Genomic DNA, 20,845 nt, shown 5'->3' with positions numbered 1-20,845 from the left:
TAGCACTATGATTTACAGGTTGTCCTTACTTGTGTTATTGATAGTTCTTTCAAGTTCTTGTATGAATGAGCATGAAAGGCAACAACGTGCTTCAAAAATTGCACAACAACAGTTTGAAAAAGTAGATCTTTCAAAACTTGATCAATATCCTTTATTTCCTAATTGTGATGAAATGTTAGATAATAAAGAATGTTTTTCTCGTGAACTGCATTCCCTTATTTATAAAAAGCTTGCGTCGTCAACAAACAAGATCGAGCTTATTAAACAGGATAGTATATCAATTTCTATAACGGTAACGAAAGAAGGTAATATCAAATATGATAGTCTAGTTACACATGCTCATCATGTAAATAGTGATCAAATCACCTTATTTCTATCAGAAGCATTAACCGAATTACCTCGTATCAATAGCGCCTTAAAAAAAGATATTCCAGTTTCATCAAGTTTTATTGTGCCAGTAGTGTTTGAACCTATTGAGGTTGAGTATTAAGAGATCGTCCTCGCCATGTAATTTTAAATAAACTCTTATAGGTTATCAATAATACCAAAAACGGATAGGTAAGGTACACAGGTAGTAGCCACTTCCATTCTTTATGACCTTTAAAATGATGATCGTAGATAAAGTTTGAGATGTAATCAGCTATTAGTTTCAGAAAATATATCGTTAGGAAAAGCTCTATTGAGATTAATTGCATCCATAAGAGAAATGGGGCTAATATAAACAACACACTCATGAACAATACTTGTACAGCAACAAGTTTATTCAGTATACTGCTGGTATGAGTTCCTTTTTGTGCCCATCTTGCACGTTGATTAATAGTGTTGTGAAAGGTCTGTACTGGTTCTGTGAAGACTAAGGCATCTTTATCTCTAATAAAATAACATCTTGCACTATCAACTTCACAACATTTCTCTAGTAAGAATATATCATCGCCACTAGAAATATGGTTATTTCCAGCATATCCATTTACTTGATAAAAAACTTCCTTGGTAAAGCTCATATTAGCTCCATTTGCAAGGAAAGGTTTTTTCCATCCATACGCACCTATTCCTGTTAATTGAAGGGCTTTCATTTCTAGTCTTTGCAACTGTTCATTCAGCGTATTTTTAGATCTGATTTCAACTGGGCCACTTACAAAATGAGCCTCAGCATAATTGTCGTAGAACTGTTTGTAAGATTGTAACCAATTTTTATGAGGAGTACAGTCTGCATCAATCGTTATTATATGTGAGAATTTACTTTTTGCTATTCCTTGTTCAATACAGTCCTTTTTACCGCTTGCTGATTGTTTTACGCGATTTAAATTAATCATATTTAATCGGGAAGAGAATTTATTGATAATAGACTCACTATGATCTGTGGATTCATCATTAATCAAAATAAATTCTACGTCTAGATGATCTTTATTTAAATCAACTAAGGCGTTAAGGAGTTTCAATAGATTTCCAGCTTCGTTACGGTAACAAATTAGCACACTAAAGCCAGTAGCTGGATTTAACTTTAATTTTTTAAGATTGAAATGCCTTTCTGGCCGATAGGAGTGTGCCTCGAGAGAAAGACTTGTTATTATAAAAAAGTATCCTAAAACTACGACCAAGATTAGAACGATCATGCTTGTGCTAGTTTAAATGATTTAAAAGGTAATAAGGCACAACCGAGTAAAGTAGGTATAGCCGTATTAGTAAACCAAACTATAGTACTAGCGATTAATATTACCTCTTCTTGTTGTAATGTAGATTCAAAAACGATACTCGCAACCGTATACCTTACAGGAAGATCTAATAATTGTAAAACGGGAACAACAGAGACTAGTAGGTAGTAAAGGCCTATTTTTAACATTACATCAATGAGTTCAAAATCATAATTAAGCGCCCATAATACTATTATCCAATTACTTGCAAAAACTAAATATCTTAACAAGGAATAGCCTATAGTGATTACCAGCTGTGTTTGAGGAATGGTGCTAATTTGCAATTTTTTATCTATAAATCTTACAGAGAATAATCCTATTATGAGTATGCTTAAGACGAGTAAAATGAAATAAATATCTTGCTTGTCATTTATGCTTGATAGGGTAATTATTGATGCAATTCCAAACGTAGAGGTGACAACCATTTGACTAAAATTGGCCCAAAACACTTTGCTAACCACGTTTTTTCTATGTGCTTTGGAAAAAAAAAGTGATTTGAGTGCAAACTCTCCCAACCTAAAAGGAGTGATAAAACTTGCTGCTTGACTGGTTAAGTTTTGTAGTACGCTTTCGCGAAAGCGTAATTCATAAAACTCTTTTACAAGGTATTGCCACTTGCGACTCTCGATAAGCCAACTAATTAAGCTTATTGCAATCATAAGAATAATCCAACTTATCATTTCCAGACTTATGGAGTCTATAAACCATTTAAAATTCATGGAACGGTCCTTCCATGTAAAGTAGATCCATACAATACTTATTAAAAAGACAGCCGTTTTTAAAAGGATGCTTAGTAATTGTTTAGTTTTGTAGGATAAGGAGATCATGATCGCAAATTACGACAAAACTGAGAGGATAATATTAGGGATTGACCCAGGAACTGCTATTATGGGTTTTGGAGTGATAAAGGTGGTGGGAAACAAGATGAGTTTTGTTCAAATGAACGAGCTTGATATGCGGAAAATAAAGGATCCTTATATCAAGCTAAGAAAAATATTTGAGCGCACGATCGAACTTATTGATACCTTCAATCCAGATGAAATAGCGCTAGAAGCACCATTCTTTGGTAAAAACGTTCAATCAATGCTCAAACTAGGTAGAGCTCAAGGCGTAGCTATGGCTGCAGGTTTATCTAGAGATATTCCTGTTGTAGAATATGCTCCATTACGTATTAAACAGGCTATTACAGGAAGAGGTCAGGCTAGTAAAGAACAAGTGGCTCGCATGTTACAAAGTCTTCTGGGATTAAAGGAACTTCCTAAGAATTTAGACAGTACTGATGGACTGGCAGCAGCTGTTTGTCATTTCTATAATAGTGGTAAACCCCAGGTGAGCAAGAGTTATTCTGGTTGGGCTTCATTTGTGAAGCAAAATGAAAAACGCATCAAGAAATGAGATACCTAACAGCTTTTTTTTTCTTAATTTCTACAATTGCACTAGCTCAGAATGATCAAATTCAGGATGCATTAAAGAAATACAATGATGACACTGTGCCCTATATTACAGTTGACACATTATCCAACAATTTGAGCGATTATATCCTTTTAGATACGAGAACACGTGCGGAATTTGAAGTGAGTCACTTACCAAATGCGATTTGGGTAGGTCAATTTTTTAAATCTTCACGAATTGAGAATTTAGATAAATCTCAAAAGGTGGTAGTTTATTGTTCAATAGGGGTAAGGTCAGAGAATTACGGTGAAAAACTCCTAGAGCAAGGGTTTAAGACCGTCTATAATTTGCAAGGAGGCTTGTTTACGTGGTTTGATGCTGGTTACAAAGTTGTGGATTTAAATGGGAACACTACCCATAAAGTTCATACGTACAGCAAGAAATGGTCGGAATATATTAAGAATGGGGATAAGGTGTATTAGTCTCTTTTTACTTTCAATTTATATAATTCACCAGGACTATTTGCTTCTTCATCTCCTAGTTTGATACTTACCGCTTCACTTGTAAGATAGTAAATGTCGTATTTCTCATTAGAGTCGTAATAGGTTATAGCTTCAACTTGTGCTCCTTCTAAAGGTAGGTTGTATCTATCCAAAATTGTATAGCCTTTTTGATCTGTTTTAATGAATGTAACAAACGCCTCTAAATTTGAATTATAACCGCAAAGGGTAATTGTGCCTTGATTGTTGGTAGTAGCACCCGTAATAAGACCATTGATAGCTAAAGTATGAGTTGCTTTTAGTGATGACGAGGTAACCTCAAGCGATACGTTGTAAACGTTTGTGGTGAAGTTTTTCCAATCTTTGGAAAACAAAAGCAATTTGTCTTGAACATATACGATTGCTTCTGCATCAAAAGGATGCTGTTGATTTCTTATGCTAAAATCGTTTTGATCTATATATTCAATGTGTAGATTATCAGAAACAGCTTCGCTATTTTCTATATCAGATATGTTTATCTGATAAATGGTAAGGTCTTTTCTGTTACCAGCATTGTTACCTATGTCTGCAATATATACGTGTTTTTCAGAGTTAGAAATGTCTTCCCAATCATAATTGTTTATGTTTTGGTAGGTGGTTTTATTGAGAATTCGACCAGTAGTGTCAATTTTAAAAAGTGACGGTGTATCACCCGAATCGTTATGGGTATACAGTTGTTTATTATGAGCTATTATACCTGAACTTTCATTGATGGATGAAGGTAAAGTTCCTATAGTAGTAAATATATACCTTGTGCCATTCTCATGAGAGTAAGAGCTGGAAGTATGTACTTTTGAGCAATTACAAATCAGTGTGAGAGTAATAATTAGGAATAATTTCTTCATGATATAAAGATAATTGTAAAGCACAAAAAAAACCGCTTAGATTACTAAGCGGTTTTGATTGTATAAAGATCTTTTTAATTAAGAAAGAGAAACTCTTTTAAATCCTACTACTTCAGCACCTTTAGATTCTACATACTGAGCAACAGTCTTTTTGTCATCCATGATAAAATCTTGGTCTAGAAGAGCTTGCTCCTTGTCAAGAGTTGAATTGTCTGAAATGTAACGATCGATCTTTCCAGGAATAATTCTATCCCAAATAGCCTCAGGCTTGCCTTCTGCAGCAAGTTCGTCTTCAAAACGTTTCTTAGCAGCAGCGATAGCATCGTCAGTAAGTTGTGCTCTAGAAATAAATTCTGGAACATTTTTTTGTGGCTTACCTAAACGACCTAATTCAATATTATCTTTTTCTATAGCAGCAATACGAGCTTCAGTTTCTGCCTTTACAAACTCAGGATCAAAATCCTTGTAAGATAAAGTAGTAGCACCCATTGAAGCTACCTGCATTGATACGTTTTTAGCAACTTCTTCTTTGTTATCGCTATTTGTAGAAAGACCAGTTACAGCACCAATTTTCCCACCATGAACATAAGAACCGATAAATGGAGCTTCAAAAACTTCAAAGCTACCTATTTCGATTTTTTCACCGATTACACCAGTTTGTTCTATAAGCTTTTCTTCAACAGTCATTCCATCAAAATCTGCTTTAAGAAACTCCTCTTTAGAGTTGTGATTTAAAGCGATATCAACGAATTGATTAGCTAGTTCTTTGTATGAATCGTTCTTTGCAACAAAGTCAGTTTCACAGTTTAAAGAAATAAGAACAGCTCTATTGTTATCATCATTAACTTTAGCAACAACAAGTCCTTCAGAAGAATCACGGTCTGCACGCTTTGCAGCTACTTTTTGACCTTTTTTTCTAAGGATTTCAATTGCTTTATCAAAGTCACCTTCGGCTTCAACAAGGGCCTTTTTACAGTCCATCATTCCAGCTCCGGTAGCTTTTCTTAACTTACCTACGTCTGCAGCACTAATTTTAGACATGATTGTGTGTTTTTAAATGTTTATTCTTCTTCTTCGTTTGAAGCTTCTTTTTTAGCAGCTTTTGGAGAAGGTTGCTCTGCGTTCTTCTCCTTTTTGCGATCTTCTAAACCAGCTTTGATAGCATCGGCAGCAGCTTTTACAACAATATCTACAGATTTTGATGCGTCATCATTTGCAGGAATAACGTAATCGATATTACGTGGATTTGCATTAGTATCAACCATTGCAAAAATTGGAATTCCTAATTTAAGAGCTTCTTTTACTGCGATGTGTTCACGTACTGTGTCAACAATAAATAAAGCAGCAGGCATACGAGTCATGTCTACAATAGAACCTAAGTTCTTTTCTAGCTTATCACGCATACGGTCTACTTGTAAACGCTCTTTTTTAGATAATGTCTCATAGCGACCATCTTTTTTCATGCGGTCTACAAGAGCCATTTTCTTAACGGCTTTTCTAATAGTTACAAAGTTTGTAAGCATTCCACCTGGCCATCTTTCTGTGATGTAAGGCATGTTTGCTTCACCAGCATGCTTTGCAACGATATCTTTAGCTTGCTTTTTAGTAGCAACAAAAAGAACTTTACGACCAGATGCAGCGATCTTACGCAATGCTTCACATGCTTCATCTAGCTTTGCAGCTGTTTTGTAAAGGTTAATGATGTGGATACCATTACGCTCCATGTAGATGTACGGAGCCATGTTTGGGTCCCACTTACGGGTAAGGTGTCCAAAGTGTACACCAGCGTCAAGTAACGACTTGACTTCAACTTGATTTGCCATATTAATTTAGTTTACGTTCTGTCAGATAGCAATGAACTAGTGGTCTTGAAAATGAATCAATCGCCTATTTCATTTAGATGCTAAACTACGCTCTGGTGGCAACCAGGCTTGACAGCAAATTATTGAAAATAAAAAAAGAACAAATCCCACTTGAAAAACAAGTGGGATGAGTATTTGTTGATTAACGTTTAGAGAACTGGAATTTCTTTCTTGCTTTCTTCTGACCGAATTTCTTACGTTCTACCATTCTTGGGTCACGAGTAAGAAGTCCTTCAGGTTTAAGCGCAGTTCTATTTTCTGCATCTATTTCTACAAGTGCTCTTGAAATAGCTAGACGAACAGCTTCTGCTTGTCCAGTGATTCCACCACCATTTACATTTACGTTTACATCGTATTTGTCAACGTTCTCTGTAAGAGAAAATGGTTGCTTTACCTTGTACTGTAAAGGTGCAGTGGTAAAGTATGCATTTAATTCTTTGTTGTTAACAGTGATGTTACCAGAACCTTCATTAAGGTATACTCTCGCAACAGCTGTTTTTCTTCTACCTATTTTGTGTAACGTATCCATATTACTTTACCTCGTTAAGATTAATAGTTTTAGGTTGCTGAGCTTCATGACCGTGCTCTGCACCAGAATATACTTTAAGGTTGCGGAAAATCGCACTACCTAATTTATTTTTAGGTAACATACCTTTTATCGCCTTTTCTACTACACGACTTGGATCTTTATCATAAAGTTCCTGTGCAGTTAAAGAGCGTTGTCCACCTGGATATCCAGTGTGTCTAATGTAAGTCTTCTGGCTCCATTTGTTACCGCTTAACTTTACTTTGTCTGCGTTTATGATAATCACGTTATCACCGCAATCTACGTGAGGAGTAAAGTCTGTCTTGTATTTTCCTCTTAAAAACTTTGCAGCAATTGACGACATACGTCCTAATGGCTGGTCTGCCGCATCTATAAGTACCCATTCTTTATTGACTGTAGCACTGTTTGCTGATATCGTTTTGTAACTTAAAGTATTCACTATGAAACTGTTTTAATTCTCTATTACGATTTTTTCTAACTAAAATCGGAGTGCAAAAGTAATATTTATATTTAGATTGACAAGCAGCTCTTTAAAATATTTTTACTAATTCTTATCTTTTATTGCACTTTGCCTTTGAGCTAAATTATTTTTTTGAAGGTTACTCTAGTAATTTTTGGTGATTACGCTTTCGCGAAAGCGTTGTAAACACTATTACTCGACAACTTCTACGCCTTTCCAAAATGCCACGTAGCCTTCTATATCTTTAGCAGCGTGTTTTGTTTCAGGGTAATACCAGGCAGCATCGTTATTTTGTTTTCCATCCACGTCAATGCTGTAATAACTTGCAACACCTTTCCAAGGGCAATTTGTTTGTGTGTTACTTTCTTTAAAAAATTCCTTTTTAATTGAATTAGGAGGAAAGTAATGATTGTTTTCTATAACTAGAGTTTGATCACTCTCAGCAATAACAGTGTTGTTCCAAATAGCTTTCATGATTTAATTTTTTATAAATAAATAGTTTTTGAACAATTGGTCGTTATCTTCATAAATTTCTTTAATCTTTAGACCTGCTTGCTGCGCTAGCCACTCTACCGTTCGATCATCGTATTTTTGTGAAATCTCTGTGTGAATGGTTTCCCATTTATCAAAATTGATATCTAATTCTATAGCGTTTATCTTTACCGTACAAGGTTGTGTGGCTAATAAGAAGCTTTTAGCAGTCCCTGTTTCTGGATCATAGGATTCCCAGTGTTCAAAAGTGTCTACAGGGAAATTTGCATCCATTTCCTTGTTGATTCTATGAAGTAGGTTTCTGTTGAATTCTTGGGTGACTCCTGTTTCATCTGAGTACGCATTTTGAATGGTAAGAGGATCTTTCTTTTGGTCAAACCCCATGAATAGATAGTCCTTATCACTCATACTGTTCTGGATTTGCTCTAGAAATTTAATAGCTTCTGGATGTTCCAGATTTCCAATATTAGAACCTAAAACGATGATTAACTTTGGTCTGTTATTGTAGGAAGCGAGTTTGTCTAATACGCTAAAATACCTTCCTTGCTCTCCTTGCACATCCATATCTGGCCATAAATCTTTAATACTGCTGGTGAGTTCGTCTATGGAGTGTTGCGATATATCAATAGGTATGTAAGTGAAATTTGCCTTACGGTCATTTAGGTGCTTAAGTAAAACCTTAGTCTTTTTACCGTCACCAGCTCCTAATTCAATAAGGTCTATTCCCTTCTCATCTATAGCGATTTGTGCAAGAGCATCTTTATGCTGGTCTATTATATTGTATTCGGCCTGAGTTAAATAATACTCCGGTAGGGCCATGATTTTTTGAAAAAGTACATCTCCTTTTTCATCATAAATGTATCTCGAGCTTAAGTATTTGGGGTAAGCTGTTAATCCTTCTTTTACGTGTTCTTGAAATTCTTTTTGAAAACGTTCTTGTTTTGTCATATCGATTGGGCCAGTCTAAGGCCAGTAAATTGCCATCTAAGTGGTGCGTGAAAAAAATTACGGTAAGTTAAACGGGCATGATGATCAGGTGTAGCGATAGAATAACCGCGTAGCACTTTTTGATTCACCATGAATTTACCGTTGTACTCACCAATTGCTCCTGGTGGTTTTTGATAATTGGGATAGGGAAGATAGGCGCTTTCAGTCCATTCCCATCTTTTGCCAAAATTGAAGTTAGGTGCTGCAATTTCCCATTCAAATTCCGTAGGTACTCTTTTTTTGCACCATTGAGCAAATGCAAATGCTTCAAAGTAACTTATGTGCGTTACTATAGCTTTAGGATCAATGTTTTGAACACCATTAAGCGTGTAATGTTTCCACTGGTTGTTTTCATTGAACCAATACTGTGGTGCACAAATGTTGTTTTTTTGAACCCAATCCCAGCCTTCGGTGTGCCAAAGTAAGACTTGATTATACCCATTGTCATTTATAAATTCGAGCCATTCGCCATTCGTAACTAATTTGTTAGAAATTGAATAGGGCTCAACATAAACTTTATGTTGTGGTTTTTCATTGTCGTATGAAAAACCTTCATTGGAATGGCCTATCTTATAAATACCTTCTGGGACTTCAATCCATTCCTGGTTTTGAGGCTCTACAAGCGCATCTATAGCATCAATATCATAAACAGGAAGTAAAGGGTTATTACCTAATATGTATTTGATATCGGTAAGTAATAATTCCTGATGTTGTTTTTCATGATGAATTCCTATCTCTACGATCTCTGTGTGCTCCTTAGTTAAGGTTTGATTTAAAAACTCATTCATATGAGTAGTCACATAGAAGCGGTATTTATAAATATCTTCAACACATGGTCTAGATAGGTTTCCTCTATCCGTACGAACTACTCTTTTACCTACGCTTTCGTAATAACTATTAAATACGTAAGCATAGTGATCATGAAACCTTTTGTATCCCTTATAAAATTTAGACAATACAAATTCTTCAAAAAACCAAGTAGTATGTCCTAGATGCCATTTAGGTGGCGATACGTCAACAATAGGTTGAACCACATAGTCTTCAGTTTTTAAAGGCCTACATATGTTCTCGGTTTGTTGTCTAGTAGATAGAAATAGTTCTTTGAGTTCGGACATCGACTCAAATTTATAACCTTTTTTGAATTAAGATACTCAAGGTGCTTTTTTTATGAATACCTTATGAAGTAGGCTAGTACATTATTTTCCTGAATTTTTAAAAATCAGGACTACCACGGTAACAAAGATTGCTAAAATCAGAATATATAGCACCATTAAAAAAGATTGAGGTGTTAATCTTGAATTACGCTCTAGTTCCAGTTGAGCCTCTTTGGCTTCTCTTCTTTTGTCTATTTCCCTTTGTTCGGCTTCACGTTTTTTTATTTGGAGATATCTAGAGGTGTTCTTGGGTTCAAATTCTCGTTCCTTGGCTTCGTTTAAATTGATGCTTAAGGGTGTTCCAGACAATTTTCCAGTTATTGGATAAACTACAAAATGTCCTGAAGCTGGCATGTAATTTTCCTTGGACCTGTGAATTTGTCTATAGATTAATTCTCCGCCTGGTTGGTCATACATCTCTATCATGTATTTATACAAATTAGGATGTGACCGCCATTCTAGAATAGCCAGCGTCGAGTCCTTGTGCGGCTTTATGTTAAGATCAAATACATATAAGGTCTTAGAATGTTTGTATTGTGTATTGTCAATACTTCTGTAGTTTTCAAAGGGATCGGTTAATGTGCCTTGAGCACTTATAAGTTGGCATAATCCTAAAAAGAATAGGCTATACAGAAACGACACCTTTAATGGCTGGGTGAGGATCGTAATTTTCAAGAGTAAAGTCTTCGTATTTGAAGTCAAAAATATCAGTAATTTCTGGATTTAACTTCATGACAGGTAATTTTCTAGGTTCTCTAGTAAGTTGTAATTTAACTTGATCCATTAGGTTGTGGTATATATGAACATCACCAAATGTGTGAACAAAATCACCGTATTCAAATCCACACACTTGTGCAACCATCATGGTAAGTAAGGCGTAACTAGCTATATTAAAGGGAACACCTAAGAAAACATCGGCGCTGCGTTGATAAAGTTGACAGCTCAACTTATTATCGGCTACATAAAATTGAAAAAAAGCATGACATGGTGGTAATGCGGCTTTTCCATTGGCTACATTTTCTGAAAAGCTTACGCTAGTGTCTGGCATAACGCTAGGATTCCAGGCGCTTACCATCATACGGCGACTGTTGGGATTTGTTTTTAAAGTATGGATAACATCCTTTATTTGATCAATGCCTTCACTATTCCAGTTGCGCCATTGATGACCATAAACGGGACCTAGGTCACCATTCTCATCGGCCCATTCATTCCAAATACGTACATTGTTGTCCTTTAGAAAGGCAATATTTGTGTCTCCAGAAAGTAACCACAGCAGTTCGTAAATTATTGATTTAAGATGTACTTTTTTGGTTGTTACTAACGGGAAGCCTTCTTGAAGATTAAATCGAAGCTGATGTCCAAAAATACTGCGAGTTCCAGTTCCGGTGCGATCTCCTTTATCTATACCTTGGTCTAAAATTAATTGCAGTAAGTCGTGATATTGCTTCATGTATGAAAATGTTATTGTGTAAAATTACTACTAGTTATATTTCGCTTTCGCGAAAGCGAAATGCCAACAATCAAATATAAAGACAACTAATTAATTGTGGTTTTAACCAGCAGAGGAATTTCTTAACTCTGGGAAAAAACTGTGAGCCCATGCAATTGCTTTATCTAAAGAATCAAAAAAACCAAAGGATCCTGAATATAGAGTTTGTTCAATTGTAGCCTGGATTTTTTGCTCTTTGGTGTGACCTACAATTGCAATACCAATTAACTTTTTCGGATTAACTAGTTTGTACACTTTTGGGTCAACGGAATAGCCGAATTTTCGGTTTGAGATGAAAATTACTTTTTTATCCTTATAAGACTCATTAACATCTGTAAGCATGCGCATCGCTAGCTCAGTATCTACGGTAGCGCCTTCATGAACTTTGCCAATGACGTAGTTGTCGTAGCAGAGCAACTCGGCATTAGGATATTCATATTTTTTGAAATAATTTGTAGACGTCATTGTTTTAAACTCGTCTGCAAATTTATACAAATTATTAAGGAAATGTTAAGGTGTAGCTAAAATTAGTGTTAATTAACCGTAAAGCATTCCGGCTATGGTAGCAGTAAGTAGTGCTGCGCAAGTTCCATCTATCAATGCTTTGATTCCGAATTTAGCTAAAGTTGCTCTTTGACTAGGAGCAAGTACGCCTATTCCACCTATTTGAATTCCAATCGAAGCAAAATTTGCAAATCCACATAATGCATAGGTAGCGATAATGATTGATTTAGGATGTGCGATTTTACCGGCTTCTTTGAGATCTTTTAATGAACCATATGCAATGAACTCATTAAGTATTGTTTTTTCACCAAGTAGTTGTCCTATCAATACAATATCGTCACTATGAACTCCAATTATCCATGCTACTGGGGCAAAAATGTTCCCTAATATATACTGCATTGATAAATTCTCGTATTGACCGTTAGTGTAATCATTAATTACCATATTAAGTCCTGTCCATTCACCTATTAAATCGCCTAATGTCCAGTTTACAACGGCGATAAGTGCTGTAAATACTAATAACATAGCACCTACATTAACAGCTAACTTTAAACCATCGGTAGTACCTCGGGAAATAGCATCTAATATATTAGTTCCTATTTTGTCTTTAGATACTTTTAATGATCGATCAATTTTTTCAGGATTAGTTTCAGGAAATAACATTTTGGCTATTACAATTGCTGCTGGGGCACTCATGATAGATGCTGTGAGTAATTGTTTTGTAAAAAATACTTCTTGTTCTGGATCTCCTTGTCCCAAAAATCCTATGAATGCTGCAAGTACACCACCGGCAATGGTTGCCATACCACCTACCATTAAACACAGTATTTCTGACTTAGTCATTTTTTCTAAGTACGGTTTAACGACAAGAGGAGCTTCGGTTTGTCCAATAAAAATATTTGCTGCGGCAGCAAGTGATTCTGCTCCACTTAGTCTCATTGTTTTACTCATTACCCATGCAAATACAAATACCACTTTTTGTAAAATACCTAGGTAGTACATGAGTGATGTAAAAGCTGAAAAGAATACTATGGTAGGTAGAACTTTAAATGCAAAAATGTAACCCCATGATTGCTTGTCGTCAACAAAACTCCCAAAAACAAACTCGGCACCAGCCTCACTAACGTTAAGAAATTTTACTACACCGGTAGATATTGCATCAAATATGATAGCTACTGTTTCAAAGTTAAGAACTGCAATGGCAAATAATATTTGCAAGGCAAGACCTATCCCTACTAGTTTCCAATCTATTTGTTTGCGATTGGAACTTAATAAAAAGCAGATTCCAATTATAAAAATCATTCCTATGAGTCCACGATAGAGACTTTCAAATGTTATCCCAAAAGCCTTAGTGGATTCAAATGCTGCGGTGGTACTTTCCGTTTGAGCAAGTCCAAAAACGGGTGTCAAAAACAATAAAATAGGTAAAACGTATTTAAGTTTTGCTGTTAGAGCTGTCATGTGGTGATTGGATTATCGTTTTGAGATCTCGTCTCTTATTTGTGCTGCCAATTCGTAGTCTTCTCTTGAAACAGCATCGCCTAGCATTTTATTAAGTTCTTTTAAGCTGTAATTGCTATAATCTTCTTTTGTATCTGTTGTAGAGCTCATCAATTCTTCAACAACCTCATCACTGTCTACAGGATCTTGAGATAATTCTTTGTCTGGTGTAATGTTTTGTTGAATCCCTGCTTCATCTAATATGTTCTCATAAGTAAAAACAGGAGCTTTAAAACGTACTGCAAGTGCTATGGCATCACTAGTTCTTGCATCAATTATTTCTTCTATCTTATCTCTTTCACAGATTAAACTACTGTAAAAAACACCATCGACTAGCTTGTGTATAATTACTTGTTTTACAACAATGCTATAACGTTCGGCAAAGTTTTTAAATAAATCATGAGTAAGTGGTCTGGGTGGACTTAATTCCTTTTCCAGTGCTATGGCAATACTTTGTGCTTCAAAAGCTCCTATGACAATAGGTAATTGTCTAGTGCCATCTACTTCCTTTAATACGAGTGCATAAGCGCCATTTTGTGTTTGGCTGTAAGATATTCCTCGTATGCTAAGTCGTTTTAGACTCATAAATTTATTTCATGAATTAAAAAAGCTGTGCAAAAATGAGGTTTTTCTCCTTTTGCACAGCCTTAAATCTAAGATTTTCTTAAGAAATAATCTAGAAATTATGAATTTGCTGCTTTAAAAGCCTTTAATTTCTCAATTAGAGCAGGTACAACTTCAAAAGCGTCACCTACAACACCATAATCAGCAGCTTTAAAGAAAGGTGCTTCTGGGTCTGTATTAATAACAACTTTAGTTTTTGAAGCGTTAATACCAGCTAGGTGTTGTATCGCACCAGAAATTCCAATTGCGATGTATAGGTTTGTAGCAACTGGCTTACCAGTTTGTCCTACGTGTTCACCATGAGGTCTCCATCCCATATCAGATACAGGTTTTGAACAAGCTGTAGCGGCTCCTAGAACTTCTGCAAGTTCTTCAATCATTCCCCAATTTTCTGGACCTTTAAGACCACGACCTGCGCTTACTACGATTTCTGCATCTGCGATACTTACTTTATCTGTAGCTTTATCTACAGACTGCACGTGCACCTTAAGATCTGATTCTTCAATTTGAGTAGCAAGTTCGTTTACTGTACACTCAACTGCATTCTCTTTAAGACCATAAGCATTTTGAGAAAGTCCTACCAGTTTAACATCGGTAGTGATTTCTGTATTGGCAAATGCTTTGTTTGTAAAAACACTACGCTTTACTGTAAATGGAGAGGTACTAGATGGTAATCCTACTACATTAGTAACGTATCCCGCTTCAAGAGCTACGCTTAATAGAGATCCTAGGTATTTTGAATTTGCGCTAGAGCTTATAACTACTACTTGAGCATTTTCTGCTTTAGCAGCCTGTGCAATAGCCTTGGCATAAGCGCCTGCATTAAATTTTTCTAGAGAGCTGTTTGTTGCATTGTGTAATCTATTCACTCCATAAGTTCCTAGATCACCAGCGCCGTTTGCATGAAATGCAACTGCAGCAACATCTGTACCTAGCATGTCTGCAATACCTTTTGCATAGCTAGCCACTTCGTATGCATTTTTCTTGAATGCACCGTTTTCTGATTCTGTATATACTAAAACTGACATATGTGTTGTGTTTAAAGTTTGTGGTAATTACGCTTTCGCGAAAGCGTAAACTCTACCACATTAATGTTTTATTTAAATAGCTTTTGCCTCGTTGTGTAAAAGGTCGATAAGCTGGTCTAGATTGTCTGCATCTACTAACTTTACATCACCTTTAGGAGCTGGTTTTTCAAATGAAACAGTTTTTGTTTCTTCTGAACCTTGAGCAGCTGGCTTTACATTTAAAGGCTTTTTACGAGCCATCATAATTCCTCTCATGTTAGGAATACGTAAGTCGCTTTCTTCTACTAATCCTTTCTGACCACCTATAACTAAAGGTAATGTAGTGGTTACTGTTTCTTTACCACCATCGATTTCACGTATTGCAGTAGCGTTATTACCATCGATTTCTAGAGAGATACAAGTATTTACAAAACTAGCACCTGTCATTGCAGCAACCATTCCAGGAACCATGCCACCGTTATAGTCGATCGATTCACGTCCTCCTATAACTAGATCATAACCACCTTCTTTAACTACCGCAGCAAGCTCTTGAGCTACAGAATAACCATCGGTTGCAGGAGCATCTACTCTAATTGCAGTATCGGCACCTATGGCAAGTGCTTTTCTTAAGGTAGGTTCTACCTCGGCACCACCTACTGTTACAACCTCAACACTTGCGCCTTGTTTTTCTTTAAACCACATGGCACGAGTAAGACCGAACTCATCGTTGGGATTAATTACAAATTGTACACCGTTAGTGTCAAATTTTGAATCGTTATCGGTAAAATTAATTTTTGAAGTCGTGTCTGGAACATGACTTATACAAACTAAAATCTTCATATTTATATGCTTTTATCGTCTTTTTCAAACGTTTGCGAAATTACGATAAAATCGGCAAAAAAACTATGCGTGCATAATAAATTTTTACAAAAAAACGGAATTTTAACTTGAATTGAAGGTAGTAGTGCTTCAAATATACGCTATTCTCAAACGTTGTAGTCTGTAAGGATCGAAAATATCAAATATTTTATAACGCTTTTTAGCATTTTTATTGATAGTAGTGCTTTATTTTTGTTGTCCTTATTGTTAAAACAGTTCTATGAAAACAATACAATTCCGTGAGGCCGTTTGTGAGGCCATGAGTGAAGAGATGAGACGTGATGAGTCTATCTATTTAATGGGTGAAGAAGTGGCAGAATATAACGGTGCTTATAAGGCATCAAAAGGAATGTTGGATGAGTTTGGTCCTAAACGTGTTATTGATACACCAATATCTGAGTTAGGTTTTGCAGGAGTAGGAGTAGGGTCTACCATGACGGGTAATCGTCCTATTATTGAGTTTATGACGTTCAATTTCTCTCTTGTAGGTATTGATCAAATTATAAACAATGCTGCAAAAATCCGTCAGATGTCAGGTGGACAAATTAAATGTCCAATCGTTTTTCGTGGACCTACAGCTAGTGCTGGGCAACTTGCCGCGACTCACTCACAAGCTTTTGAAAGCTGGTTTGCAAACTGTCCTGGGCTTAAAGTTGTTGTACCGTCAAATCCTTATGACGCCAAAGGTTTATTGAAGGCTGCAATTCGAGATGATGATCCAGTAATTTTCATGGAATCTGAGCAAATGTATGGTGATAAAGGTGAGGTGCCAGAGGATGAATATGTATTGCCACTAGGTGTTGCTGATATAAAAAGAGAAGGAACTGATGTTACGATAGTTTCATTTGGAAAAATTATTAAAGAAGCGTATACAGCAGCAGAAGAGCTTGAGAAGGATGGTATTTCTTGTGAAATCATAGATCTAAGAACAGTGAGACCATATGATAAAGAAGCGATTCTTGAATCGGTAAAGAAAACGAATAGATTGGTTATTCTTGAGGAAGCATGGCCATTTGGAAATGTATCTACAGAGATCTCGCACATGGTTCAAGCTGAAGCATTTGATTACTTAGATGCTCCTATTTATAAAATTAATACTCAAGACACTCCTGCACCCTATTCACCAGTACTTTTAAAGGAATGGTTACCTAATCACGAGGATGTGATAGAAGGTGTCAAAAAAGTGATGTATAGAAAATAGATTTCTATAACTTAAAGAGTTTATAACCCAGCTTTCTAGCTGGGTTTTTATTTGTCTATTAAGTAACCATTCATAATTCCTCCATTTCTTAACCTTATTATCTGACCTTCATCAACAAATAGAGGCATGGTGGAAGCTTCTGCACTGCCAAAATTACTATTATTTGTTCCTGTATTGGTAACAAAGGATCCGTCAATTTCAATTTCATTTATAGGGTTAGTGTTGGTTTGATTGGAAGTTAGATAAACGAATACCTTGTTTGCAGGAACAGTATACGACGTATTTGCATAGATAGGTACTATAGTGGCATCTACTAAAAAACCATTGATTACACAATTACCTAACGCGTAATCTTGTTGTCCTATGATAATAGGATTATTAAATGTCGGAAATCCGTAGGTAGCGCGAGTGTTGCTTATTAATGTATAAGATAAGGATAGTGAAAAATCAAATGCTTGTAAAGTAAGGGCGGCATTCCCGCGATAAACAGAGGTAATATATAAATTTTTTCCAGTAGGAACTGTAAAGCTTCCTAAGCTCAAGTTTACAGTAACTGGTTGTAGTTCGTTCATTCCATCTGGGAATTTGGGATTTAAATATGTTTTTAAGAAACCTTCATTTTCTCCTTGAATTAGCTTTCTCCAGCCACTACCATGATCGTAATACCAATAACCTTTTGTAACAGATCCGTTACCTGTTATGTATATCATCATGCCATCTTGGTTTGAAGTTACGGAAGTTGGAAATTCATCATTTTTCGGTAATAAAATACCGTTGTATTCAGCAGTTGTTCCTGCTGCAATTTCAAGATTTGCATTAGGACTTGTGGTGTTTATACCAACCTGACTTAGGCATACGGTATTAATAATTAAAAACAATGAAATTAGTAAGTTTTTCATGAGAATTGGTTTCTCGTTTATGGGTTTTTAAATTAAAAGGTTAACACTTCGTGATTAAAAAGTAATAGACTTATAACTTCACTTACTTATATTCGTTTCTTCTATTATTATATAATTTGACACCTATCCCACTTGTCATGGAAAAATCACCTACCTGTTTATTGAGAAGTCTACATTCATTACTGTTTTCCATTTTTATATGTTCTTATTATTCCATGGCTCAAACTAAAGTAGGTGGAGTAGTTTATGATGATCTAGGAGAAACAGTTGCTTTTGCAAATGTGGTGTTTCCAAATTCCAATGAAGGTACAATCACTAATGACAACGGAAGATTTTACCTACAATCTGATAATTCATTTGACAGTATAGAAGTATCCTTTATCGGTTATAAAACCCAAGTTATAAAACTTAATGCTAAAGTTTCCCTAGATTTAACTATCACTTTGGAAACTGAAACAGCTTCGTTAGATGAAGTGGTTGTATACACTGGTAAAACTTCAAAAAAGAATAATCCTGCCATAGATATTTTGAGAAAAGTATGGGAGAATAGACGTAAGAATGGTCTAGCTCAATTTAAGCAGTATCAATATGATAAATACGAGAAATTAGAATTTGACATGAACACTATCGATAGTGCTATGATTAATTCTAAGCTTTTTAGAGGGATGGAGTTTATTTTTGATTATGCAGATACAAGTAGGGTTACAGGTAAAACTTACTTGCCTATTTTTATTAATGAGTCACTGGCTAAGGTATACGGAGATAATCAATTAAATAAAAAAAAGGAAGATGTCAAGGCTAATAAAAACTCAGGTTTTTCAAACAATCAAACTATAATCGCATTTGTAAAAGATCTATATAATGATATAGATGTCTACGATAGATATTTAAAATTCTTTGATAAGAGCTTTGCTAGCCCAGTAGGTAAAGCAGGTATTGATACTTATAATTACGTCTTGAGAGATACCGCTTTAGTTGATGGTGTCGAATCTTATAATATTATCTACTATCCTCGACGTAAAAATGAACTTACTTTTAAAGGTGATTTTTGGGTGGCTGCAGAATCCTATGCTATCAAAGAAATAAATATGCAAGCCACTAAAAGTGCTAATATTAATTGGGTAAAAGAGATTTATATAGAGCAAGAATTTGACGTTCTCAATGACAGTTTATTCTTAATCACCAGAGATTATTTCATGAGTGATTTTGCACTCAATAAAAAAGAAAAATCCAAGGGTATTTACGGTAAGCGTACTACCCTTTATGATAATTATCAATTTGATATTGAAAAACCAGCAGACTTTTACAAGCGTAGGGTCAATGATTTTGATCCAGAAGTTTATAACCGTGACGAGGCGTATTGGGATCAAAATAGATTGGAAAAACTCAATAAAGACGAGAAACAAATTTATGTAATGCTGGACACGCTTAAAAAGAATAAGAAATTTAAGCGACTGTACAATTTAGGGACCATACTCGCATCTGGTTACTATGAAATGGATGGTTACGATATTGGACCTATATTTTCAATCTTTGGATTTAACGATGTTGAAGGATTAAGACTAAGAGCTGGTGGAAGAACTTTTTTTACTTCCAATGACCCGTGGCGTATTGAAGGATATACCGCCTATGGATTTAGAGACGACAAGTTTAAATATGGGATTTCTGGAAAAGCGTTATTAGACAAGCGTAGCAGGCTTACTGTATACGCAGGAAACAGAAGAGATGTAGAACAACTAGGAGCGAGTTTAACAAATACAAACGACGTACTAGGTCGCAGTCTAGCTTCAAGCGCACTGATAAGTGCAGGTAACAATAACAGATTATCCAACATTAACTTAAGTACCGTAGGTGTAAGTTTTGAACCGGTTTATAATTTTGAGGTTAGATTAAACGGTAGCTATAGGACCATAGAAACTGCCAATCCAGGAGTTTTCAGTTTGGATTATTTGGATCCTGACACTGGTGAGGTATCAGGTGAAGTAAAACAATCTGCAATAACATTAACCACCACTTACACGCCTGGTAGAAAAATGTCTAATTATGGAGTTGATAGAACATTGATAAATGAGGGCGCATATCCCATTCTCTATATGAACTATACCAAAGGGATTAAAGATCTTTTGAATAGTGACTTTAATTATGATAAGTTTTCTTTTTATTACTCTCACCCATTTCAAATAGGTGCTTTTGGACGATTGACCGCTCGGGTTGAAGCTGGTAAAACTTTTGGAACTGTGCCATTATCCTTACTTAATGTAGTTCCAGGAAATCAAACTTATTTTAATATACAAGGGACATTCAATACGATGGATTTCTACGAGTTTGTTACAGACCAATACGCCACTATACATTTAGATCATAATTTCAATGGTCGTTTGTTTTCTCGTATACCGGGATTAAGAGATTTACAGCTTAGAGAGCTGGTTGGTATAAAGGCAGTATATGGAACTATCAGTGATGAAAACAGGGCTATAAATCGCAGTGGTTTAATGTACCGCGCTCCAGAGGATGTTTACTGGGAATATAGCGCAGGTATAGGTAATATCTTTAAAATATTGCGCATTGATGTTAGTTTTAGAGGTAGTTATAACTTTTTACCCGATGCTAGGTCGATGGCAATTACCGGTAGTTTTGGTTTTAGTTTTTAATAGTAAATATAGGTGTGCGCTTTCGCGAAAGCGTGGCATTCTACTAACCCATACCTAGTAATTAATACTAAAAAGCCGATGCTTATTTTAAAGAACCGGCTTTTTCAATCAACAAACAACCA

General features: G+C 35.6%; 23 protein-coding genes. 5 read left to right on the top strand and 18 right to left on the bottom strand.

The window, feature by feature from the left end:
- The first annotated feature begins 7 nt into the window (after positions 1-7).
- A complete protein-coding gene (locus I5168_RS01910) occupies positions 8-490 on the top strand; it encodes a hypothetical protein (protein WP_431472281.1) in 483 nt (160 codons plus the stop codon).
- On the opposite strand, the gene I5168_RS01905 is transcribed toward I5168_RS01910, so the two are convergent.
- Both I5168_RS01905 and I5168_RS01900 read right to left on the bottom strand, forming a co-directional pair.
- Positions 471-1,613, bottom strand: a complete 1,143-nt coding sequence (locus I5168_RS01905; RefSeq protein ID WP_431472280.1) for a glycosyltransferase — start codon at positions 1,611-1,613, stop codon at positions 471-473. The genes I5168_RS01910 and I5168_RS01905 overlap by 20 nt on opposite strands.
- Complete coding sequence (locus I5168_RS01900) at positions 1,610-2,518, bottom strand: lysylphosphatidylglycerol synthase domain-containing protein (RefSeq protein WP_042275974.1); 909 nt, start codon at positions 2,516-2,518, stop codon at positions 1,610-1,612. The genes I5168_RS01905 and I5168_RS01900 overlap by 4 nt, the downstream gene beginning before the upstream one ends.
- Here I5168_RS01900 and ruvC point away from each other — a divergent pair.
- Both ruvC and I5168_RS01890 read left to right on the top strand, forming a co-directional pair.
- Entirely contained in the window at positions 2,517-3,086 is a 570-nt protein-coding gene (gene ruvC, locus I5168_RS01895) for a crossover junction endodeoxyribonuclease RuvC (protein WP_060523217.1), read from the top strand. The two genes, I5168_RS01900 and ruvC, sit on opposite strands and share 2 nt — an antisense overlap.
- Positions 3,083-3,565, top strand: coding sequence for a rhodanese-like domain-containing protein (locus I5168_RS01890; RefSeq protein WP_431472279.1), 483 nt, complete (start codon positions 3,083-3,085; stop codon positions 3,563-3,565). Before ruvC ends, I5168_RS01890 begins: the two co-directional genes overlap by 4 nt.
- Here the strand turns inward: I5168_RS01890 and I5168_RS01885 are convergent.
- The 15 genes from I5168_RS01885 to I5168_RS01815 form a co-directional block, all read right to left on the bottom strand.
- Positions 3,562-4,467, bottom strand: coding sequence for a hypothetical protein (locus tag I5168_RS01885; RefSeq protein WP_431472278.1), 906 nt, complete (start codon positions 4,465-4,467; stop codon positions 3,562-3,564). The two genes, I5168_RS01890 and I5168_RS01885, sit on opposite strands and share 4 nt — an antisense overlap.
- A gap of 78 nt (positions 4,468-4,545) precedes the next feature.
- Positions 4,546-5,508, bottom strand: a complete 963-nt coding sequence (gene tsf / locus I5168_RS01880) for a translation elongation factor Ts (RefSeq protein ID WP_105018269.1) — start codon at positions 5,506-5,508, stop codon at positions 4,546-4,548.
- A 20-nt stretch (positions 5,509-5,528) separates the two neighbouring features.
- Positions 5,529-6,290 carry a 30S ribosomal protein S2 gene (gene rpsB / locus I5168_RS01875; RefSeq protein WP_042275960.1) on the bottom strand — a complete coding sequence of 254 codons (762 nt, stop codon included), beginning with the start codon at positions 6,288-6,290 and terminating at the stop codon, positions 5,529-5,531.
- 181 nt (positions 6,291-6,471) lie between these two features.
- The gene (rpsI, locus tag I5168_RS01870) at positions 6,472-6,858 is read right to left on the bottom strand and encodes a 30S ribosomal protein S9 (RefSeq protein WP_042275957.1); all 387 of its coding nucleotides are present in this window, start codon (positions 6,856-6,858) and stop codon (positions 6,472-6,474) included.
- A gap of 1 nt (position 6,859) precedes the next feature.
- Positions 6,860-7,315, bottom strand: coding sequence for a 50S ribosomal protein L13 (rplM, locus tag I5168_RS01865; RefSeq protein WP_042275954.1), 456 nt, complete (start codon positions 7,313-7,315; stop codon positions 6,860-6,862).
- Between the two features lie 213 nt (positions 7,316-7,528).
- On the bottom strand, positions 7,529-7,810 hold the full coding sequence (locus I5168_RS01860) for a DUF427 domain-containing protein (RefSeq protein ID WP_172792945.1): 282 nt from the start codon (positions 7,808-7,810) through the stop codon (positions 7,529-7,531).
- Positions 7,811-7,813: 3 nt separating this feature from the next.
- Positions 7,814-8,776 (bottom strand): L-histidine N(alpha)-methyltransferase, encoded by a 963-nt coding sequence (locus tag I5168_RS01855; protein ID WP_431472277.1) that lies wholly within the window; start codon positions 8,774-8,776, stop codon positions 7,814-7,816.
- Positions 8,773-9,930, bottom strand: a complete 1,158-nt coding sequence (gene egtB / locus I5168_RS01850; RefSeq protein WP_431472276.1) for an ergothioneine biosynthesis protein EgtB — start codon at positions 9,928-9,930, stop codon at positions 8,773-8,775. Before egtB ends, I5168_RS01855 begins: the two co-directional genes overlap by 4 nt.
- An 81-nt stretch (positions 9,931-10,011) precedes the next feature.
- The gene (locus tag I5168_RS01845) at positions 10,012-10,611 is read right to left on the bottom strand and encodes a hypothetical protein (RefSeq protein ID WP_431472275.1); all 600 of its coding nucleotides are present in this window, start codon (positions 10,609-10,611) and stop codon (positions 10,012-10,014) included.
- A complete protein-coding gene (locus I5168_RS01840; RefSeq protein WP_431472274.1) occupies positions 10,595-11,419 on the bottom strand; it encodes a thymidylate synthase in 825 nt (274 codons plus the stop codon). Before I5168_RS01840 ends, I5168_RS01845 begins: the two co-directional genes overlap by 17 nt.
- Before the next feature lie 102 nt (positions 11,420-11,521).
- Positions 11,522-11,923 carry an STAS/SEC14 domain-containing protein gene (locus I5168_RS01835; protein ID WP_085774096.1) on the bottom strand — a complete coding sequence of 134 codons (402 nt, stop codon included), beginning with the start codon at positions 11,921-11,923 and terminating at the stop codon, positions 11,522-11,524.
- A 72-nt stretch (positions 11,924-11,995) separates the two neighbouring features.
- Positions 11,996-13,423 carry a NupC/NupG family nucleoside CNT transporter gene (locus tag I5168_RS01830; protein ID WP_431472273.1) on the bottom strand — a complete coding sequence of 476 codons (1,428 nt, stop codon included), beginning with the start codon at positions 13,421-13,423 and terminating at the stop codon, positions 11,996-11,998.
- Positions 13,424-13,435: 12 nt separating this feature from the next.
- Positions 13,436-14,047 carry a bifunctional nuclease family protein gene (locus I5168_RS01825; protein ID WP_042275936.1) on the bottom strand — a complete coding sequence of 204 codons (612 nt, stop codon included), beginning with the start codon at positions 14,045-14,047 and terminating at the stop codon, positions 13,436-13,438.
- A gap of 98 nt (positions 14,048-14,145) precedes the next feature.
- Positions 14,146-15,114 (bottom strand): electron transfer flavoprotein subunit alpha/FixB family protein, encoded by a 969-nt coding sequence (locus I5168_RS01820; RefSeq protein WP_431472272.1) that lies wholly within the window; start codon positions 15,112-15,114, stop codon positions 14,146-14,148.
- 72 nt (positions 15,115-15,186) lie between these two features.
- On the bottom strand, positions 15,187-15,933 hold the full coding sequence (locus I5168_RS01815) for an electron transfer flavoprotein subunit beta/FixA family protein (RefSeq protein ID WP_042275932.1): 747 nt from the start codon (positions 15,931-15,933) through the stop codon (positions 15,187-15,189).
- Between the two features lie 259 nt (positions 15,934-16,192).
- On the opposite strand from I5168_RS01815, the gene I5168_RS01810 reads away from it, so the two are divergent.
- Positions 16,193-17,173 (top strand): pyruvate dehydrogenase complex E1 component subunit beta, encoded by a 981-nt coding sequence (locus I5168_RS01810; RefSeq protein ID WP_105018277.1) that lies wholly within the window; start codon positions 16,193-16,195, stop codon positions 17,171-17,173.
- A 47-nt stretch (positions 17,174-17,220) separates the two neighbouring features.
- Here the strand turns inward: I5168_RS01810 and I5168_RS01805 are convergent, their stop codons facing one another.
- Entirely contained in the window at positions 17,221-18,072 is an 852-nt protein-coding gene (locus tag I5168_RS01805; RefSeq protein ID WP_105018278.1) for a hypothetical protein, read from the bottom strand.
- A 137-nt stretch (positions 18,073-18,209) separates the two neighbouring features.
- On the opposite strand from I5168_RS01805, the gene I5168_RS01800 reads away from it, so the two are divergent.
- Positions 18,210-20,723 carry a DUF5686 family protein gene (locus tag I5168_RS01800; RefSeq protein ID WP_431472271.1) on the top strand — a complete coding sequence of 838 codons (2,514 nt, stop codon included), beginning with the start codon at positions 18,210-18,212 and terminating at the stop codon, positions 20,721-20,723.
- Positions 20,724-20,845 lie beyond the last annotated feature (122 nt).

Origin of the sequence: Nonlabens sp. SCSIO 43208, assembly GCF_050703575.1 — a bacterium.
Classification (GTDB): Bacteria; Bacteroidota; Bacteroidia; order Flavobacteriales; family Flavobacteriaceae; genus Nonlabens; species Nonlabens tegetincola.
This window is presented reverse-complemented; position numbering and strand designations above follow the sequence as displayed.

Coding starts and splice junctions, on each gene's coding strand:
- I5168_RS01910 (WP_431472281.1), top strand. CDS start 8: ATGATTTACAGGTTGTCCTTACTTGTGTTATTGATAGTTCTTTCAAGT.
- I5168_RS01905 (WP_431472280.1), bottom strand. CDS start 1,613: ATGATCGTTCTAATCTTGGTCGTAGTTTTAGGATACTTTTTTATAATA.
- ruvC (WP_060523217.1), top strand. CDS start 2,517: ATGATCGCAAATTACGACAAAACTGAGAGGATAATATTAGGGATTGAC.
- I5168_RS01900 (WP_042275974.1), bottom strand. CDS start 2,518: ATGATCTCCTTATCCTACAAAACTAAACAATTACTAAGCATCCTTTTA.
- I5168_RS01890 (WP_431472279.1), top strand. CDS start 3,083: ATGAGATACCTAACAGCTTTTTTTTTCTTAATTTCTACAATTGCACTA.
- I5168_RS01885 (WP_431472278.1), bottom strand. CDS start 4,467: ATGAAGAAATTATTCCTAATTATTACTCTCACACTGATTTGTAATTGC.
- tsf (WP_105018269.1), bottom strand. CDS start 5,508: ATGTCTAAAATTAGTGCTGCAGACGTAGGTAAGTTAAGAAAAGCTACC.
- rpsB (WP_042275960.1), bottom strand. CDS start 6,290: ATGGCAAATCAAGTTGAAGTCAAGTCGTTACTTGACGCTGGTGTACAC.
- rpsI (WP_042275957.1), bottom strand. CDS start 6,858: ATGGATACGTTACACAAAATAGGTAGAAGAAAAACAGCTGTTGCGAGA.
- I5168_RS01860 (WP_172792945.1), bottom strand. CDS start 7,810: ATGAAAGCTATTTGGAACAACACTGTTATTGCTGAGAGTGATCAAACT.
- I5168_RS01855 (WP_431472277.1), bottom strand. CDS start 8,776: ATGACAAAACAAGAACGTTTTCAAAAAGAATTTCAAGAACACGTAAAA.
- egtB (WP_431472276.1), bottom strand. CDS start 9,930: ATGTCCGAACTCAAAGAACTATTTCTATCTACTAGACAACAAACCGAG.
- I5168_RS01840 (WP_431472274.1), bottom strand. CDS start 11,419: ATGAAGCAATATCACGACTTACTGCAATTAATTTTAGACCAAGGTATA.
- I5168_RS01835 (WP_085774096.1), bottom strand. CDS start 11,923: ATGACGTCTACAAATTATTTCAAAAAATATGAATATCCTAATGCCGAG.
- I5168_RS01830 (WP_431472273.1), bottom strand. CDS start 13,423: ATGACAGCTCTAACAGCAAAACTTAAATACGTTTTACCTATTTTATTG.
- I5168_RS01825 (WP_042275936.1), bottom strand. CDS start 14,047: ATGAGTCTAAAACGACTTAGCATACGAGGAATATCTTACAGCCAAACA.
- I5168_RS01820 (WP_431472272.1), bottom strand. CDS start 15,114: ATGTCAGTTTTAGTATATACAGAATCAGAAAACGGTGCATTCAAGAAA.
- I5168_RS01815 (WP_042275932.1), bottom strand. CDS start 15,933: ATGAAGATTTTAGTTTGTATAAGTCATGTTCCAGACACGACTTCAAAA.
- I5168_RS01810 (WP_105018277.1), top strand. CDS start 16,193: ATGAAAACAATACAATTCCGTGAGGCCGTTTGTGAGGCCATGAGTGAA.
- I5168_RS01805 (WP_105018278.1), bottom strand. CDS start 18,072: ATGAAAAACTTACTAATTTCATTGTTTTTAATTATTAATACCGTATGC.
- I5168_RS01800 (WP_431472271.1), top strand. CDS start 18,210: ATGGAAAAATCACCTACCTGTTTATTGAGAAGTCTACATTCATTACTG.